This window comes from Rhizobium sp. P43, from assembly GCF_056730705.1.
In genome coordinates this window covers 260,453-278,454 of sequence record NZ_CM161539.1, presented here as the reverse complement: position 1 = coordinate 278,454, position 18,002 = coordinate 260,453, and the positions used below count along the sequence as shown (strand labels likewise).

The 18,002-nt window shown below is 60.6% G+C and carries 17 protein-coding genes; 9 read left to right on the top strand and 8 right to left on the bottom strand.

The annotated features are described in order from the left end of the window. Positions 1-454: 454 nt before the first annotated feature. Positions 455-1,513 carry a Gfo/Idh/MocA family protein gene (locus AC1PUL_RS01290; RefSeq protein WP_480466245.1) on the bottom strand — a complete coding sequence of 353 codons (1,059 nt, stop codon included), beginning with the start codon at positions 1,511-1,513 and terminating at the stop codon, positions 455-457. Further along, complete coding sequence (locus AC1PUL_RS01285) at positions 1,510-2,295, bottom strand: ThuA domain-containing protein (RefSeq protein ID WP_480466244.1); 786 nt, start codon at positions 2,293-2,295, stop codon at positions 1,510-1,512. The genes AC1PUL_RS01290 and AC1PUL_RS01285 overlap by 4 nt, the downstream gene beginning before the upstream one ends. A 327-nt stretch (positions 2,296-2,622) precedes the next feature. Between AC1PUL_RS01285 and AC1PUL_RS01280 the strand changes: the two genes are divergently transcribed. The 3 genes from AC1PUL_RS01280 to AC1PUL_RS01270 all read left to right on the top strand — a co-directional run bounded on the left by AC1PUL_RS01280 (position 2,623) and on the right by AC1PUL_RS01270 (position 4,880). Further along, complete coding sequence (locus AC1PUL_RS01280) at positions 2,623-3,651, top strand: substrate-binding domain-containing protein (RefSeq protein ID WP_480466243.1); 1,029 nt, start codon at positions 2,623-2,625, stop codon at positions 3,649-3,651. Further along, a complete protein-coding gene (locus tag AC1PUL_RS01275) occupies positions 3,648-4,502 on the top strand; it encodes a PfkB family carbohydrate kinase (RefSeq protein ID WP_480466242.1) in 855 nt (284 codons plus the stop codon). Before AC1PUL_RS01280 ends, AC1PUL_RS01275 begins: the two co-directional genes overlap by 4 nt. 72 nt (positions 4,503-4,574) lie before the next feature. Next, positions 4,575-4,880 (top strand): DUF982 domain-containing protein, encoded by a 306-nt coding sequence (locus AC1PUL_RS01270; protein ID WP_480466241.1) that lies wholly within the window; start codon positions 4,575-4,577, stop codon positions 4,878-4,880. Between the two features lie 82 nt (positions 4,881-4,962). On the opposite strand, the gene treY is transcribed toward AC1PUL_RS01270, so the two are convergent. Then, positions 4,963-7,620 carry a malto-oligosyltrehalose synthase gene (gene treY, locus AC1PUL_RS01265; RefSeq protein ID WP_480466240.1) on the bottom strand — a complete coding sequence of 886 codons (2,658 nt, stop codon included), beginning with the start codon at positions 7,618-7,620 and terminating at the stop codon, positions 4,963-4,965. Between the two features lie 88 nt (positions 7,621-7,708). Continuing rightward, on the bottom strand, positions 7,709-7,981 hold the full coding sequence (locus tag AC1PUL_RS01260; protein WP_480466239.1) for an usg protein: 273 nt from the start codon (positions 7,979-7,981) through the stop codon (positions 7,709-7,711). Positions 7,982-8,248: 267 nt separating this feature from the next. On the opposite strand from AC1PUL_RS01260, the gene groES reads away from it, so the two are divergent. Both groES and groL read left to right on the top strand, forming a co-directional pair. Continuing rightward, positions 8,249-8,563: a co-chaperone GroES gene (gene groES / locus AC1PUL_RS01255; protein WP_113461902.1), complete on the top strand. Its 315-nt coding sequence runs from the start codon at positions 8,249-8,251 to the stop codon at positions 8,561-8,563. Between the two features lie 38 nt (positions 8,564-8,601). Beyond that, complete coding sequence (groL, locus tag AC1PUL_RS01250) at positions 8,602-10,227, top strand: chaperonin GroEL (RefSeq protein ID WP_480466238.1); 1,626 nt, start codon at positions 8,602-8,604, stop codon at positions 10,225-10,227. Positions 10,228-10,291: 64 nt separating this feature from the next. Here groL and AC1PUL_RS01245 read toward each other — a convergent pair whose 3' ends face one another. After that, a complete protein-coding gene (locus tag AC1PUL_RS01245) occupies positions 10,292-11,038 on the bottom strand; it encodes an EAL domain-containing protein (RefSeq protein ID WP_480466237.1) in 747 nt (248 codons plus the stop codon). 223 nt (positions 11,039-11,261) lie between these two features. Here AC1PUL_RS01245 and AC1PUL_RS01240 point away from each other — a divergent pair, with 223 nt between their 5' ends. From AC1PUL_RS01240 to AC1PUL_RS01225, 4 genes are all read left to right on the top strand, one after another. After that, positions 11,262-11,480 carry a hypothetical protein gene (locus tag AC1PUL_RS01240; protein ID WP_480466236.1) on the top strand — a complete coding sequence of 73 codons (219 nt, stop codon included), beginning with the start codon at positions 11,262-11,264 and terminating at the stop codon, positions 11,478-11,480. A gap of 182 nt (positions 11,481-11,662) precedes the next feature. After that, positions 11,663-12,340: a response regulator transcription factor gene (locus AC1PUL_RS01235; protein WP_480466235.1), complete on the top strand. Its 678-nt coding sequence runs from the start codon at positions 11,663-11,665 to the stop codon at positions 12,338-12,340. Further along, a complete protein-coding gene (locus tag AC1PUL_RS01230; protein ID WP_480466234.1) occupies positions 12,327-13,718 on the top strand; it encodes a sensor histidine kinase in 1,392 nt (463 codons plus the stop codon). Before AC1PUL_RS01235 ends, AC1PUL_RS01230 begins: the two co-directional genes overlap by 14 nt. Next, a complete protein-coding gene (locus AC1PUL_RS01225; RefSeq protein WP_480466233.1) occupies positions 13,715-14,812 on the top strand; it encodes an ABC transporter substrate-binding protein in 1,098 nt (365 codons plus the stop codon). The genes AC1PUL_RS01230 and AC1PUL_RS01225 overlap by 4 nt, the downstream gene beginning before the upstream one ends. Before the next feature lie 50 nt (positions 14,813-14,862). Here the strand turns inward: AC1PUL_RS01225 and AC1PUL_RS01220 are convergent, their stop codons facing one another. The 3 genes from AC1PUL_RS01220 to AC1PUL_RS01210 form a co-directional block, all read right to left on the bottom strand. Next, on the bottom strand, positions 14,863-16,368 hold the full coding sequence (locus AC1PUL_RS01220; protein WP_480466232.1) for a tripartite tricarboxylate transporter permease: 1,506 nt from the start codon (positions 16,366-16,368) through the stop codon (positions 14,863-14,865). A gap of 10 nt (positions 16,369-16,378) precedes the next feature. Then, positions 16,379-16,837: a tripartite tricarboxylate transporter TctB family protein gene (locus AC1PUL_RS01215; RefSeq protein WP_480466231.1), complete on the bottom strand. Its 459-nt coding sequence runs from the start codon at positions 16,835-16,837 to the stop codon at positions 16,379-16,381. Positions 16,838-16,938: 101 nt separating this feature from the next. Then, positions 16,939-17,919 (bottom strand): tripartite tricarboxylate transporter substrate binding protein BugD, encoded by a 981-nt coding sequence (locus tag AC1PUL_RS01210; RefSeq protein WP_480466230.1) that lies wholly within the window; start codon positions 17,917-17,919, stop codon positions 16,939-16,941. Positions 17,920-18,002 lie beyond the last annotated feature (83 nt).

The window sequence follows — 18,002 nt, the reverse complement described above, 5'->3', positions numbered from 1 at the left end:
AAGTTTGCGTCCATCCACAAACAATCAATCCATGGCCCGCATTACTAATGATTTAGTTGCGAGCGCACTACTATGTTCGGCAATCATATAGGGATAAAATTGCATGTATAAACTCAGTGCCAAGTTCCTTCAAAATTCACAGATGAGTATCACGTTGAAAAATCCGGGTGGGGAGAGACACTACATACCGATCCATTTGTATGACCCAGAAAGGACCCGCCAAGGCAGTCAGCCAGCTATAGGCGTGCTCCTCCATGAATTAGAAGACCCTACCTACAGGCTAGAGGTTAGCAAAGAACTTAAAGTCGAAATCTGCGAACTTGATGCTGCGATAGCCGCAGTAAAAAGTATCCAACGATAACGGTAAGCCAACGTGGAACGGGGCCCAGTACCAAGCGGATTGGTACTGGGCCGCTCAGCAATCATTCTGCTGAACCTTTACAAATGTACGATATCAAACCGCCAGTTCGCGCCGCTCGACTTCCGTCAGCATGGCTAGATCCAGGATTTTCTGCAGGCTGGCTGCATGCCGGAAGCTCGGCTCCTGGCCATAGCCGGAGCGGATCGCGGTGATGAACTTCTGATAGTTCGTCTCGACCGGATCGACCTCGATCTCGCGCCACACGGCCTTTTCGACATCCTCCTGCAGGCAGGCCCGAAGACTTGAACCGTCGAGGCGGTGGATGACCTCAAGCGCACCCTTGTCGCCATGCACGCGAAGCCTGAGCTCGTTGAGATGACCTGTCGCCCAGCGGCTGGCATGGATGACACCCATCGCACCGTTAGTGAACTCGGCGGTCATGGTGAAGCTGTCATTGGCATCGAGATCATATTCGCCGATCTTGTTGCCCGGCGCCTTCTCGAAGGTCTTCAAACGCGCGAAGACATGGTCGATGTCGGTCGCCGCACCATAGCCTGCGAAATCGAGAATATGGATGCCGACATCGCCGAGCACGCCATTCGACCCGTGCTTGGTCGACAACCGCCAGAGCCACTGACTCTCCGTCGACCAGTCGCCCCAGGCCTTGGAGACCAGCCAGCTCTGCAGGTAGGAGGCCTCGATATGGCGAACCTTGCCGATCTCGCCACCGATGACCATCTGCCGGGCCTTCTGCACCTGCGCGACGTTGCGATAGGTGAGGTTGACCATGTTCACGAGGCCGGACATTTCCGCCGCCGTCGCCATCTCGTCGGCCTTGGCATAGTTCTCGGCCAAGGGCTTTTCACACATGACATGCTTGCCGGCGGCAATCAGCTTCAAGGTGGTTGGATGGTGCACGCGATCGGGCGTCACGTTGGTGACGGCATCGAACTCACCCCAGGCGATCGCCTCGTCGAGCGAAGTAAACGTGTTGGGAATGTTGTGGCGGGCGGCGAAGGCGCGCACCGTCGCCATGTCGAGATCGACGGCTGCAACCAGTTCGACACCGGCAATCGTGGAGAAGTTCATGGCATGGGTATTGGCCATGCCCCCGGTCCCGAGGATCAGGAGACGAATGGGAGAAACACTCATTTGTAGCCTTCCTCGCCGGCCTGATGCAGACGCGGGCCGCGTTCGGTGATCGGCTCCAGGGCCTGTTCGACCGGCACATTCGGGGCATCATGCACGGCGGCATAACGCGGCATGGGATTATAAGCCCATTTCACGCCGTTGCGGATGACCTGCTGCACCGTCGCATCGTGATAGGTCGGATAGGTCTCATGACCCGGGCGGAAGTAGAAGATATTGCCAGCACCGCGACGCCAGGTAAGGCCGGAACGGAAGATCTCGCCACCGGCGAACCAGGAGATGAACACCGTCTCGAGCGGCTCCGGAACCGAGAAGAACTCGCCATACATCTCTTCGTTTTCCAGCACGAAGTTTTCCGGAATGCCAGCCGCAATCGGGTGGCCCGGATTGACCGTCCAGATCCGCTCGCGCTCGCCCGCCTCGCGCCACTTCAGCGCGCAGGGTGTTCCCATCAGTCGCTTGAACGGCTTGGAGAAATGGCCGGAATGCAGGACCAAAAGCCCCATGCCTTCCCAGACTCGGTGTGCGACCCGCTCGACGATCTCGTCGGAGACCTCGCCATGCGCCTTGTGCCCCCACCAGACCAGAACGTCGGTTTCCGCCAGGCGATCGACGGGCAGCCCATGCTCCGGCTCCTGCAGCGTCGCCGTTGTCGCCTCGATATCCGGATCCGTGTTCAGCGCGGCAGCGATCGTCGCATGCATGCCATCGGGATAGATCCCCCGGACGATGGCGTTTTCGCGCTCGTGAATGTTTTCACCCCAGACAACCGTTCTGATCGTCATCTGTATTCTCCCTAGGTTTTGCCAGTGCAACCGGCCATGGACCTTGTCTTGCCAGGTCGCATCGCTCCATCGGACGTAAAGAAAAAGGAGAACAAGACCATGGCAGGATCAAGGTTTTTTGAAAACGGTTTGGAGGCAACAATACAATCGTTAAATCACCTGTCAAACGGTTCCAACGAGACCGAAGCGAACAGTTCCAGGCCATAAGTACACCGCACCATTTTGAACCGTTTTTAACACTGGCGGATCTGCAATTGCCATGCCGCCCCCAAGCATGGGATAAGCGGCATCACGACCGGAAGTTCCGGCAGGAGTGCGGTTAAAGGAATGAAGCTCAAGGAATTCGCCAGAGAGATCGGATTGTCGCCGACGACGGTGAGCCGCGCCCTGAGCGGCTATCCGGAGGTCAATGAGGCGACCCGTGCCCGGGTGATGGAAGAGGCCGCCCGCCTCGGCTATCGGCCGAATATCAATGCCGTGCGCCTCGCAACCGGCCGGGCCGGCGCCATCGGCGTGGTCATGACCAAGTCGGGCGATTACCAGTTCTCCGAATTCATGAGCGGCATGGCCGATCGTCTGAGCAGCGAAGACATCGACATTCTGATTACACCAATGGCGGAGCACGATGCAGGAGACGAGTTACAGCTCTACCGGCGGCTAGCCGAAAGCCGCCGGGTCGATGCCGTCGTTATCCACTCACCTCGCCCGAACGATCCGCGCATAGCACTTTTGCATGAGCTCAAACTCCCCTTCATCGTGCATGGCCGCTCCGCAACAGATGTCCCGCATGCCTGGCTAGATATCGACAACGAAGGCGCGATCCGCCGCAGCACCGAGCATCTGCTCGATCTTGGCCATCGCCGGATTGCACTTCTCAACGGCCGCGAAGGCCTCACCTTCACGCTGGACCGATTGACAGGCTACAAGGCCGCGCTGGCCGAACGTGGCATTGACTATGATCCGAGCCTCGTCACCCATGCCAATTTCACGGACGAGATTGGTTTTCGCTTCGCCCGTTTGGCGCTGGAGATGCGGCAGCGCCCCACGGCCTTCGTCGCCGGGTCGATGATGACGGCGCTTGGCGTCTATCGCGCGGCGCGGTCGATGAATTTGGCGATCGGCAAAGATATCTCCGTCATCGCCCATGACGACGTCTTTCCCTACCTGACTGCCGACAACATGGCCCCGTCCCTATCGACGACCAGGTCCTCTATCCGCGCAGCCGGCAGCCGGATCGCAGATCTTGTTCTGGAACTGCTTTCAGGCCGCGAGGCGACCGATATCAAGGAGCTATGGCCAGTGGAACTGATCTTGCGCGAGACCAGCCGCCCCGCGCCCAAGGATCCAACCGAGTGAGCGGCGATCAGAAAAAGCGGGTGGTCGTCATCGGCCACATCAACCATGACCGCATCTGGCGTCTGACGGAGCCTTTGCGCTCCGGTGGCCGCATCGCCTGGTCGTCACGCGAGACCCGCCTCGGCGGCGGCGGCTATTTCACCGCGCGCCGGCTGCTCGATCTCGGGCATGACGTGGCGCTGCTATCGAACCTGATGAGCGATGCGCATGGCAAGGATGCGCATGCCGCACTCAAGGACGCCGGTTTTGACACGACGCTGATCGCACGGCGCGACGGCGAGACAGACTTTGCCGATATCCTCCTCGACCCGACCGGCGAGCGGACCATCCTGTCCAGCGAGCGTCGCCTTTCCCGCACCTTTGTGCTCGACCACGAAGTCGCGGCGGATGCATTCTACGTCAACGCGCCGAAGCTGCCGGACACCATCCTCGCCTCGCTGAACCGGGCGCCGCTTGTCGTCTCGCAGGTTCCGCTGCGCGAGGGCGAGGTCCGTCCCGCCGACATCATGGTCGGTTCGAAAGCCGATTTGCCCGGGATGCCCATGACCGAGGTTTGGGCCATGGCCCGGGCGCTCGCAACGGATAGGCTTTCCCATCTGGTGATGACGGACGGCCCCTCTGCAATCTCGGTTTATGACGGCTGCGAAGAAACCATGCTGACCCTGGCGAGAACAATCGTCGTGCGCGACACGATCGGCGCCGGCGACACCTTCAGCGGCAGCCTGCTGCACGCCCTGCTGGACGGGAAGAACGTGGTGGAAGCGAGCCAACTTGCCGGCGATGAAACAACGGTCTGGCTTGAGCGCCGCGAAGCGCAGTCGCGTTCCGCAACAGAAAAATCAATATCATAACAGCTTTATTTAATTGCGGGGCGGGAACCCGCGCCCTCTTCTCCGAGTTGGTCGGGCCAAACGGAGGAAGGCATGACTGAAGCCGATTTCACCTGGAACATCCCCGTCGAGCTCGAATTGCCCTGCGGGCTGACGCGACGTTTCGTAAATGCATATGATGCGCTCGATTTTCTCGATGCTGAGTGGCCGACCAGACGGGGCCCTGCCTATGAACGCGCCTTACGGCTTTGCCGCAACGCTTTGCGTGGGCCCCGTGCCACTGAGCTGGCGCGCAGCGCATTCATCGCGGCGGCAGACGAAGCCGGTATGCGCCAATGTTCAAACCCGCAAAAGCAGCTGGTTAGCTTCCTGCCGCGAGCCAGATCCGCTGTGGCCTGAAATTCTGGAACAAACGAATAGGGGTGGCCGGTGGGAGTCATCGCAGTCTCTCCGCCGGCATAGCTCTTGAAGCGAGGCACGCTTAACCAGCTTCGGAGGTCAGCAAGGCGATCGTCTGCCCGTCCATCAGCTCTCGCAGCAGAAGATCATTGCCGACGGCAAGCTGGCGGTCAGACAAAATCTCCGTCCAGCCTTGCCCCGCAAGAGCTTCCGGTATTTCAAGCAGGGCATCCCCCCAGAACTGCTCCGACGTCAGCCCCTCGCCCGCCTGAAGCATGGCGATCGGCAGACGGCAGGCGACAGTGATTGCAGCGATGCCCTCATGTTCTCGCGCAAACGCCAAGACGTGCGACTGGCGGGGGCCCGTGATCGTCAACGGCAGATATTGCCCTTTGAGGAACAGCTGAGGATGCCGGTTGCGAAGCGCCAGACCTCGACCGATGACCGCCTGTTTCAGCCACCCCTCTGCGAGCGCACGCTCGTCGCCGAAAGAGATCGGCGCTTGCGGATCGAAAGCAGCCAAGGTTTCGAAAGGCGGCGGACGACGATTATCGGGATCGACGAAACTGAAATCCAGCCTTTCGCTCCCCTGGTAGATGTCGGGAACGCCGGGCGCGGTCAGTTTGACAATGGTCTGGGTAAGGCCATTGATCAGACCCGCCCAGATCAGCGGCTGGATCTCGTGCACCAGCTCGGTGACGAATTGAGGCCTATCGAACAGCAGCGTGCGGACATAATCCTTCACCGCGCTCTCGTAGTCTTCGTTCACCGCGTTCCAGTCCGTCCGGAGCTTTGCCTCGCGCAGGGACTTCTCCACGAAGGCTAGGACACGCTCGGCAAAGTCGGCAATGCCTTCCCGATCATCGGCCATGAACTCGACCGGCCAGTGGCCGATCAATGCCTGAAAGATCATCCATTCGACTTGAGGCTCAGGTACGGGCTTGTCATCGACCTCGACGACGGCATCCCCATGCGTCTTGCGCCACCCCTCGATCAGGGCAGCAAAGCGGGGCGCATCCTCGGCAAGCGCGAAGAGACGCGCGCGGGCATCCTCGCCGCGCTTGGTGTCATGCGTCGAGGAGGCGGAAAGCCCAAATGGTTGCGTCGCCGCACACCGCTGCATCTCGGCATGGAAATGATTGACGCCGCCCTCCTCCGGTTCCAACTCGCCACCGACCTCGTTCAAGGCGAGGAACTCAACATGGCGGAAGAACAACGTATCCTCGAGCGATTTCGCCATCAGCGGCCCGGTCAACTGCTGGAAACGCCGACGGAAGAGATCGCTTCCGACGCCACCATCTTCGAAGCGCCCTTCGCCCTTCAGGAGATCGGCGATGGACCAGGCCGCATCAGCCGCCGTTTCGTCCAGCCGCGCTTTTGCTTCGCTCAGCACCTGATCCACGAGCTGCCGATCTTCGGCGCTCATGTATCCGTGCGCGGCATAGGTCCGATAACGCGGGAAGGCGAGAAGAAGCTCTTCGAGGGCCCGGTTCATCGTGTCCTCGTCGAGCCGCAGCAAATCGGCGCCCTGCCCGACCAGGGCCTTTACCTCGCCGGCGAAGTTGACCCGGATCATCCGCAGCTTCGCCTCCCGCATCTTCTCCGCAACGGACGCCTGAGGCCCCGCGATCCCCGCATAAGCCTGCCGAATGGCGAGGAAGCCGGTCCAATCGAGCAGAACCGGCACCTGGGCCGCGATGAATTCATAGCCGGTCGAACCTTGCACGGGCCAGCTCTTCGGTAGCTCTTCTCCCGGCGCCAGGATCTTCTCGACATAGATCGGAATGTCCGGCCCGACAGCGTCGCGCAGCTGCTGCAAGTAACGGCCGGGGTCTGCAAGACCATCGACATGGTCGATACGCAACCCGTCAACCTGGCCGGCGCGAACCAACTCCAGAACGGTGCGATGGGCAGCTTCGAACACATCCGATGCCTCGACGCGCAATCCGACCAGCCCCGCAATTTCGAAGAAGCGCCGATAGCTGAGGCCTTTGGCGGCTTCCGTCCAATCCATCAGGCGAAAAGGCTGGAGGTCGTGCAGAAAGAGCAGAAACTCTCGTTCTCGCGCCTTCGCCTGGAGTTCCCTGAGCAACCCTTCGCAATCCTGGTCGCGGCACAGCGAAACAACAGCGTGATGGAATTCGGCCTCCTCACCGGCTTTCGCCCGGCGCCCAAGATCCGAGAGCTGCGCGGCCATGGGATGCTCACACTTGGCCAGAGCAGCCGGATAGGTCGATGGGTTCAGCGGATAGAGACTGTCGAAATAGGCGAATGCGAGCACCCCTTGCACGGGATCGATCACCAGCGAAACCTCTTCGTCCATAACCGCTTGCTCGAGCGGCTTGCCGAGAAACGGAAGCGTCAGCCGCTGGCTCCAGTCGATGTCGAAATAATGCCCGTAGCGGCTTGCCTCGCCCCGTTCGATGACGCTGCGCCACCAAGGGTTCTCAAGACTGGCGGCCATGTGGTTCGGCACGATGTCGAGGATCAGGCCGAGACCTTCGGACCTCAACGCGGCAGCCAGCCGTTCGAACCCTTCCCGACCGCCAAGCACGGGATCGATCACGTTGGCATCGGTGACGTCATAGCCATGCGTCGACCCCTCCGTCGCGGCAAACACGGGCGACGCGTAGAGATGGGTGATGCCGAGGCGCTTGAGATAGGGCACGAGCCCGATGGCGCGGTCGAAATCCATGCCGCCGCGAAACTGCAAACGGTAGGTCGAAACGGGAAAGGGCATGCTGGCATCCTTGGGAGGTGGGGTGTCCGACCCGGACCAACGCCCACCAGCCTGCCTTGTTCCCGTCGTCCCGGGCGATCCAGGATCCTCAGTGGAGGTTGAATTCTCCGTCCACCTTGCGCCATTCGTTCGGCCCGATCAGCCGCTTGTGGCTGAAGCGCACCGAATGCAAATCGCCGTCGAGATTGGTCCGCCAGAAATTCAGGAACTTGGTCATCTGTGGGAAATCGGGGGCAAGATCGTAGTCCTGCCAGAGGAAGGTCTGAAGCACGGAGCGGAAGTCGGGCATGCGGTAGAGAATATGCGCGGTGGTAAGGCCATAACCCTCCATCTGGAGGGTGAAGTCTGCAGAAGATTTCATGCGGTTTCCCTCTTGGTCACTGACGATAAAAAGTTTGACAAAAATTCCATATCTGACAAGAAGGCGTCACAAATTGTGATTGAAAATCAGATTGTTAGCAGCACAATGGCGCGAGTGCTGATTTTTTCTCGAACCCCTCTTGAAAGACAAAATCGGACAAACCAAATCTTCGCCCGCCGGATGCCGTTGGAGGGTCCGGCAACCCGTCCGGACCGCATCCGGTCCGGCCTTTGGGGACGTTCCATTTTGTTTGTCCAGGAGGAAAACATGAAGTTCCGTCCGCTGCACGACCGTATCGTCGTCCGCCGCGTTTCGTCCGAGGAAAAGACCAAGGGCGGCATCATCATTCCCGACACCGCCAAGGAAAAGCCGCAGGAAGGCGAAGTCATCGCCGTCGGTCCTGGCGCCCGCAATGAACAGGGCCAGATCGTCGCTCTCGACGTCAAGGTCGGCGACCGCGTGCTCTTCGGCAAGTGGTCTGGCACCGAGATCAAGATCGACGGCGAAGAGCTGCTGATTATGAAGGAAGCCGACGTCATGGGCATCATCGAAGCCCAGGCCGCCGAGAAGAAAGCCGCCTGAGAAACACCGGTCATCATTTGCTTTTTGAGGAGTGAACCATGGCTGCAAAAGAAGTGAAATTTAACACCGACGCCCGCGAAAAGATGCTGCGCGGTGTCGACATCCTCGCCAATGCCGTGAAAGTGACGCTGGGTCCGAAGGGCCGCAACGTCGTGATCGACAAGTCCTTCGGCGCGCCGCGCATCACCAAGGATGGCGTCTCGGTTGCCAAGGAAATCGAACTCGAAGACAAGTTCGAGAACATGGGCGCGCAGATGCTGCGTGAAGTCGCGTCCAAGACAAACGACCTCGCCGGTGACGGCACGACCACCGCGACCGTGCTCGCCCAGGCCATCGTCAAGGAAGGCGCCAAGGCTGTCGCCTCCGGCATGAACCCCATGGACCTGAAGCGCGGCATCGATCTTGCCGTCGATGCCGTCGTCAAGGAACTCAAGAACAACGCCCGCAAGATCTCCAACAACTCGGAAATCGCCCAGGTCGGCACCATCTCCGCCAATGGCGACACCGAGATCGGCCGCCACCTCGCCGAAGCGATGGAGAAGGTCGGCAATGACGGCGTGATCACGGTCGAGGAGGCCAAGACGGCCGACACCGAACTCGAAGTCGTTGAAGGCATGCAGTTCGACCGCGGCTATCTCTCGCCCTACTTCGTCACCAATCAGGAAAAGATGCGCGTCGAACTCGACGACCCCTATATCCTGATCCACGAAAAGAAGCTGTCGAACCTTCAGGCCCTTCTGCCGGTCCTAGAAGCCGTTGTCCAGTCCGGCAAGCCGCTCCTGATCATCGCGGAAGACGTCGAAGGCGAAGCACTCGCCACCCTCGTCGTCAACAAGCTGCGTGGCGGCCTGAAGGTGGCAGCTGTCAAGGCTCCGGGCTTCGGCGATCGCCGCAAGGCCATGCTTGAGGACATCGCAATCCTCACCGGCGGTACCGTCATCTCGGAAGACCTGGGCATCAAGCTTGAGAACGTCACCCTCAACATGCTGGGCCGTTCGAAGAAGGTGTCGATCGAGAAGGAAAACACCACTGTTATCAACGGCGCGGGCTCGAAGGCCGAGATCGACGGTCGCGTGGCCCAGATCAAGGCGCAGATCGAGGAGACCTCCTCCGACTACGACCGCGAGAAACTGCAGGAGCGTCTGGCCAAGCTCGCCGGTGGCGTTGCCGTCATCCGCGTCGGCGGCTCGACCGAAGTCGAAGTCAAGGAGAAGAAGGATCGCGTCGACGACGCCCTGCATGCGACCCGTGCAGCCGTCGAGGAAGGCATCCTGCCCGGTGGCGGCGTGGCACTGCTGCGTTCCGTCAAGGCGCTCGAAAACCTGAAGACCGCCAATGAAGACCAGCGCGTCGGCATCGACATCATCCGTCGCGCCATCGAGGCCCCGGTCCGCCAGATCGCCGAGAATGCCGGCGCAGAAGGCTCGATCATCGTCGGCAAGCTGCGCGAGAAGTCGGAATTCGCCTATGGCTGGAACGCCCAGACCGGCGAATATGGCGACCTCTTCGCCCAGGGCGTCATCGACCCGGCCAAGGTGGTCCGCACCGCGCTGCAGGATGCAGCCTCCGTTGCTGGCCTCCTGATCACCACGGAAGCGATGATCGCCGAGAAGCCGAAGAAGGAAGCAGCCCCGGCGATGCCGGCCGGCGGCATGGACTTCTGAGGGCCGTTCAGAGAAAAAAGCCAGGGGCCGCCTGTCGAAGGTGGCCCCTTCCTATGTGAAGCGATCAGGCCGCCAGCAATGGCGAGATCTCACTGAGACCTTCAAAGGTGGGGCGGGCGATGTAATAGCCCTGGATGAGATCGACCCCGAAATCTGTCAGAACCGAAAATTCTCCAGCCGTCTCGATGCCCTCGCAAACGGCGGTGACCCCGAGGTCCCGCAACATATCCAGCGTGCGCCGCACGACAACCTGTTTGATGGGATCGGTGTCGATGCCACGGATCAGATCCATGTCGAGCTTGACGATATCGGGCTGGAACCGCGTGAGCAGGTTGAGCCCCGAATAGCCGGCGCCGAAATCGTCGATTGCGGTTTTAAAGCCTATCTCTCGATAGCTTCGAAGGATGTTGAGCAGATGCTCCGTGTCGAGCTTTTCGACTTCAGTGAACTCGAAGATGATCCGGTCGAGCGGAAAATCGGTGCGCCTCGCCGTCTCCAGCGTCTGACGAATACAGGCCCTCGGCTCGTAGACAGCGTTGGGCATGAAGTTGATCGACAGATGCGGCATGCCATGACGGGGAAAGAGATTGGCCGCCAATTCGATGGCCTTGACCCGACACTGCTGGTCAAACGCATAACGATTGTCCGGATCGACCAGCGACAAAACCAGCCCAGCGCCGCTGCCGTCTACACCTCGCACGAGAGCTTCATGGGCAAAGATCTCGCCTCGACGGATGTCCATGATCGGTTGGAATGCCATCGAAAACGAAGACTGGAACGCCGTCCCATTCTTGCAGCCCTTGCAGCTCATGGTGCCTCCTAAATTCCATCCCTCCACATAAGCATCATGGAACTTAAAGAAGACTGAAAGTTTGCTACGCAAGCGCTTCCCAAATAATCAACCGGGGCCTCTCAAATCATATGACCTTTTTTGGATAACTGATTTAACCAATTCAAGTAATCGAATATCCTTGAATACGAGGCCAATTCGAGAAGGCTTCGCGGGCTAAATGATTTAGCTGAGGATGCGGGACATGAGGGAACAGATCGATATCGAGACCTGGGCGATGGTCCGGGCTCAGCAGATCGTCATGCAGCAGGGTGCCAATCTGGTCGTCGCGGCGCAGAGACTGGACCACAAGAAGACCACAGCCAATACCTATGCCCTTCGGACGGCGATCATGGCATCGCTGATCGAAGCTATGGAAGCGGCGCCTCCGGCCATGCGGATGGTCAACGACGTTCAGGCTTGAGACCTGGCCTGCCCCGTCAATCGCGTCTGGCAGACAGACCGCTTTCATGGTGACGATGCGGCCGGAACCCAGAGGGTTCAATGTCAAAGTTCATGTGGCGCCAGTGAACGCGAGACCATTTGCCTGCGATGACGGCCCGTCTTCAGCTTGATCGAAGTTGGCAGACATGCGAGCGTCCTGCCATGCGCATTTTGCTCGTGGAAGATACACTCGACGTCGGTGAAGCGATCTCTCGTCGCTTTGAAACCATCGGCCACACCGTCGATTGGGAGACGAACGGCCGCGCGGCAGCGGAGATCCTTGACTTCACCGAATACGATCTCGTCATCCTCGACGTGATGCTCCCTGGGATGGACGGTTTCTCCATTCTGAAACGCATGCGCGACAAGGGAAGTGCCGTCCCCGTCCTCGTTCTCACGGCGCGCTCCGAGATCGACGATCGTGTCGGCGCGCTAGACCTTGGGGCCGATGACTATCTCGTCAAACCGTTCGATTTCCGCGAGTTGGAGGCCCGCGCCCGCGTGCTGTTGCGTCGGCGCGCCGGCGGCGAAGCCACGAATGTGATTGCATGCGGTGACGTCCTGCTCGACCGCTCGCAGCGCACCGTCAAGGTCGGCAATCGCGAGGTGCAGTTGAAGCGTCGCGAGATGACCCTGCTCGAAATCCTCGCAAGCCGTCCAGGGCGCGTCTTCAGCAAGGATCAGCTGCTCGACCAGCTCTTCGGTTTTGATGAGCCGGCCGGCCCGAACGCGATCGAACTCTATGTCGGGCGACTGAGAAAGAAGCTCGAGGGCGCAAGTGCCCGGATCGTGACGGTGCGCGGCGTGGGCTATCAACTGGTGTCCGATGCAGAGGACTAGGCGTTCCCTCTTTGCGCGCCTCGTCATCCGCGTCGCCGTTGTTCTCGCGGGCGGCGCTGCGGTCCTGATGACCGCCGCCTGGTTCTATGCCCGCGCCGCGGCAGATGAAGCCTATGACCGGTTGCTGCAAGGGGCCGCAATCCAGATTCTCGATAGTTTGCTGGTCGAAGAGGGCCGCATCACAGTCAACCTTCCTCCCAGCGCCTTTGAACTGCTCGGGCTGGCACCGCGCGACAAGATCTTTTACCGCGTGGTTGCCCCTGACGGCTCGACCCTGACCGGTTACGAGGATCTGGACTTCCCGGCTGATATCACCAATGCCAGGTCTGAAGCGCTGTTTGAAACCGCAAGTTTCCGCGAACAGCCTGTTCGCATGGTGGCTGCAAGCCGTGCCATTGCCGATCCAGCCATCGGCGGCTGGGCAAATGTTCTCATCGCCCAGACGACAGAGGCGAGACAGCAACTGACGACGGAATTGACCACGCGGGCGCTGGCACTGGTCGGCGTGATGAGCCTGCTGGCACTGGGTGGCACCATCCTTGCGGTTCGCTATTCCCTGCGCCCGCTGGATGCTCTCGGCGACACGCTGCGCCGCCGCGACAGCCAGGACCTGACACCGCTCGCCGTCGACGTGCCGCGCGAACTCTCGCCATTCGTGGAATCCATCAACCACTTCATGCGACGCCTCGACGATCGCCTGCAGCTGTTGCAACGCTTCATCGCCGACAGTGCCCACCAGATCCGCACACCTCTGACGGCCCTTTCGGCCCAGGTAAGCCTGATCAACGAAGACGCGCTTTCAGACAATGATCGTCGCCATCTCGACCGGGTGCGCAACAGAGCGTCAGAACTCGCGCGCTTCACGACACAGCTACTGAACCACGCCATGGTGATCCACCGCTTCGATTCCATTCAGCTCTCGCCGATCGATGTTGTCGATGTCGCACGCAAGGCCTTCCGCGCTGCCGTGCCGATTACCATCGATCCCGACATCGTGGTTTCCTTCGAGGCTCCACCTGAGCCGTTGATGGTGCTCGGCGATGGCCTGAGCCTGCGCGAAGCGATCGTCAACGTCATCGACAATTCTCTTCGGCACGGCGTGGTTTCAAGCCTTGCCGTGCGCGTGGTAAGGCGAGGCGATTTCGCGCTGATTGAAGTCGAAGACGATGGACCGGGCATCCCGCCCCAGGACTGGACCCAGGTTACGCGTCGTTTCGTTTCCTCGAAGACGGGTGAAGGCAGCTCCGGCCTCGGCTTTGCGATTGCGTCTGAAGTGGCAACCACACTCAACGGAGCCCTCGCCTTTCGCGAGCCCGCGCCGGAAAGCGGCTTCACCGTGTTCCTCGAACTTCCTCTGATGGAGAGGTCCGTCTCGTGAGACTTTCGACGACACTGCAATGGATGACAACAACGCTCGTTGCAGCGGCTCTGTCATCGACTTCGGCTGTTGCGCTGGAGGGCGACCGCTCTGTTTTTCCAGCGCCTGGGGAAGAGCGGACACGGCTGGTCATTAATGGCGTTACAGACGCCGATGTAATCGCACCGCTGATCCTCGACTTCCAGGAGACGGCACGCGACGTGACGGTCGAGTTCAACGACTATGTCAGCAACGACCTTTTCCGCGAGGCCGAATTGGCCTGCCGCCAGCAACGCAGCCATGGCGACCTTTGGATATCCTCTTCCGTCGATCATCTGGTCAAACTCGCCAATGACGGCTGCGCCCGTTCGCACCGGTCGGCGCAAACCGAACGGGTCTCGGCCTGGGCCAACTGGCGCGACGAAATCTTCGGCTTCGCCTTCGAACCAGCCGTGATTGTCTATGATGCCTCGCAGGTCCCGCCCGAGGACGTGCCGCGCTCGCATGTCGAGATCGCCGAACTTCTGCGCCGCAAGCCGGACGAATACTGGACCCGCATAGGCACCTACAATGTCCAGCTCTCGGGCGTTGGCTATCTGCTCGCCTTCCACGACGCCCAGCAGGCACCGACAAGCTATGGCCGCCTGCTGGAAAGCTTCAGCCGCGCCCAGGTGGTCACAAGCTGCTGCAACAAGGAAGTGCTGGACCTGATCGAGGAGGGCCGGCTGAAGATCGCCTACAATATCCTCGGCTCCTATGCCTATGGGCGCTACCTGCGCAACAACGACATGCGGGTCGTCGTACCGCGTGACTATACGCTGATCCTCACCCGCGGTGCGATGATCCCGACGCATTCGCCGCAGCCGGATCTCGCAGCCCGTTTCATCGACTATCTCGTTTCGGAGCGCGGCCAGACGGTGGCGCGCGAAAAGGCCTTCTACTTTGCCGAAAACGCACCTCTGCCCCCCGGCGTGGATGGGCCGGCCTCGCTGATCGAGTCCGGCATCGGCCGCCCCATCAGGGTCGGCCCGGCGCTGCTGGCCGCCCAGGACAGGGCCACGCGGGAAGAGTTCATCCGCAACTGGACATCGCTCTTCTCCCCCAACCTTCCATGAAAAAAGGCTGGCGTCGCCGCCAGCCTCTCGAAATCACAGGATGAGGGATATCAGTCCTCGTCCTGGAAAACCTCCTCGCGCTTCTTCTTGACGCTCGGGAGGAAGACGATGATGAGCACCGCAAGCGCGATCAGAAGCAGTGTCGCGCTGATCGGCCGGGTGACGAAGGTCGACGGGTCGCCACGCGAAAGGATCATGGCGCGGCGCAGGTTTTCCTCCAGCAGCGGGCCGAGAACGAAGCCGAGCAACAGGGGTGCCGGCTCGCAGCGCAGCTTGACCAGCACGTAGCCGATGAGCCCGAAGAAGGCGACGGCATAGAGGTCGTAGATGTTGCCGTTGACGCTGTAGACCCCGATCGAGCAGAAGGCCATGATGATCGGGAAGAGCACGTAGTACGGGATCGTCAGCAGCTTCACCCAGAGCCCGATCAGCGGCAGGTTCAGAACCAAGAGCATCAAGTTGCCGATCCACATCGAGGCGATGATGCCCCAGAAGAGGGCCGGCTGCTCGGTGGCAACATTCGGACCCGGCACGATGCCCTGGATGATCATGGCCCCGACCATCAGCGCCATGACCGGATTGGCGGGAATGCCGAGTGTCAGCAGCGGAATGAACGAAGTCTGGGCACCGGCATTGTTGGCCGATTCAGGACCGGCGACACCTTCGATCGCGCCATGGCCGAACTCTTCCGGGTTCTTGGCCATGCGCTTTTCAACCGTATAGGAGGCAAACGAGGCGAGGATGGCGCCGCCGCCCGGCAGAATGCCGAGAGCCGAGCCAATGCCCGTACCGCGCAGCACCGGGCCGATCATCCGCTTGAAATCGTCGCGCGTCGGCATCAGACCGCTGACTTTGGTGATCAGCACGGTGCGATTGCGATCGCTTTCGAGGTTGCGCAGGATTTCGGCAACACCGAAAACGCCCACAGCGACCGCGACGAAGTTCAAACCATCCGCATATTCGGTGATGCCCATCGTGAAGCGGGGCGTGCCCGAATAGATGTCCGTGCCGACAAGCCCGAGCAGCAGGCCGAGTGCGACCATGGCAAGCGCCTTGATGATCGAGCCGTGGGCAAGCGCGATCGACGAGACCAGACCGACGATCATCAGGGAGAAGTATTCGGCCGCACCGAACTCAAGCGCGATGGCGGTGAGCGGCGGCGCAAAGATCGCGACGAGGAAGGTCGAGACGGTGCCGGCGAAGAAGGAGCCGATCGCGGCGATTGCAAGCGCTGCCCCTGCCCTTCCCTTGCGGGCCATCTGGTAGCCGTCGATCGCGGTCACTGCCGAGGAGGATTCACCCGGCATATTGATCAGGATCGCCGTGGTCGAGCCGCCATACTGCGCGCCGTAATAGATGCCGGCGAGCATGATCAGCGACGAGACGGGTTCGAGCTGGAAGGTGATCGGCAAGAGCATGGCGATCGTGGCTGTCGCCCCGATGCCGGGAAGCACGCCGATCAGCGTGCCAAGGATGACGCCGACCAGGCAGAAGAACAGGTTCTCGATGGAACCGGCTGTCGAGAAGCCGAGGGCGAGATTGCTGATGAAATCCATGGTCGCCTCCTCAACGGAACCAGGGGCCGAAGCGTTCGAACGGCAGGCCGAGGCCGTAGCTGAACACGAGGACCGAGAAGAAGGTGATGCCGGTCGCAAGCGCGAGCGCCGCCGGCACCCTCAGGCGCTCAGAGGCAAAACTCGCGATGAAGGCGGCGACGAAGAGGGCGGGCACGAAGCCGGCACCACGGACCAGCAGGCCGAAGACGATCGGCGCCGGCAGGATAAAAAGCATACCGCGCCAGGCGATGGCACCGATGACCTCTCCGGTGACCTTCACCGACTGAACGAGAATGACGACGCCAAGCAGGGTCAGAACACCGGCCAGCACCAGCGGAAAGTAACCCGGCCCCATGCGGAAGGCGGTGCCGAGTTCCAGCGACAGCGACTGAATGACGAAGAAGAGGCCGAGCCCGATGAACAGCAGGCCACAGAGAAGATTGGCCGTGTCGAAGCGTATGGATTTCATGTTGTCCCCCGACAAAAAGCACGGGCGGCGAGACACTCGCCGACCGGCACGACAAGTCGCGGACCCGGTCGGGAAACCGGATACGCGCAGCTGTGAAAGGATCAGTCGGCGTACTGGCCAGCAGCCTCAATCACCGGCTTCCAGCGGGCGATTTCACTTTCGAGCTTGGCCTTCAGTGCCGCAGGGGTGACATCTGCTTCAGGCGACGGCGCCGTGCCGAGTTCGGCGAAGCGGGCGATGACATTCTCGTCCTTGAGTGCCTTGTTGAGCGAGGCATTGAGCTTGTCGATCGCTTCCGTCGGTGTGCCCTTCGGAACATAGACACCGTGCCAGATGCCAACCTGGAAGTCGTTCAGACCACCTTCGGCAGCGGTCGGTACATCCGGAAGGACCGGCAGACGCTCAGCCGAGGTCACGGCATAAGCCTTGATCGTGCCGCCCTGGATCTGCTTCGTCGTGTTGGTGGTCTGGTCGCACATGATATCGACCTGGCCGCCGAGCAGATCGGTCATGGCCGGACCGGTGCCCTTGTAGGGAACGGTCACAAGCGGGGTTTCGATCTGGCTCATGAACAGCATGCCGCAAAGATGCGAGGCTGCACCGATGCCGGCATTGGCAACGGTGACCTTGTCCTTGTTCGCCTTCACATACTCAACCAGGCCCTTGAGATCGGTCGGCTCGAAGTCCTTGCGGGCAACGATGGTCATCGGCACATCTGTGACGAGACCGACATAGTCGAAGGCATTGAGCGGATCATAGGCGAGCTTGCGATAGAGGGTCGCGCTGGTCGCCATGCCAATATGATGCAGCAGCACGGTATAACCGTCCGGCGCGGCGCTTGCGACGCGGCCAGCACCCAGCGTGCCACCAGCACCGCCGACATTCTCGACGAGAACCTGCTGGCCGAGATCCTTGGACATGGATTCAGCAACAAGACGAGCCACGGTATCCGTTGGGCCGCCGGCAGCGAACGGAACGACCATGGTGATCGAGCGCTCGGGATAGGTCTGAGCCGATGCGGCTGCTGCGATGAAGGTTGCCGCAATGGCGGTTGCGCTGAAAAGCGACTTGAAGAAAGTCATAAAGGCCTCCCGGTTTGATTGATCCTGCCGGTCGGCTCCTCCCGCCCGGCATTGGATGGCCCGATCTTCGTCAGGCGGGATCG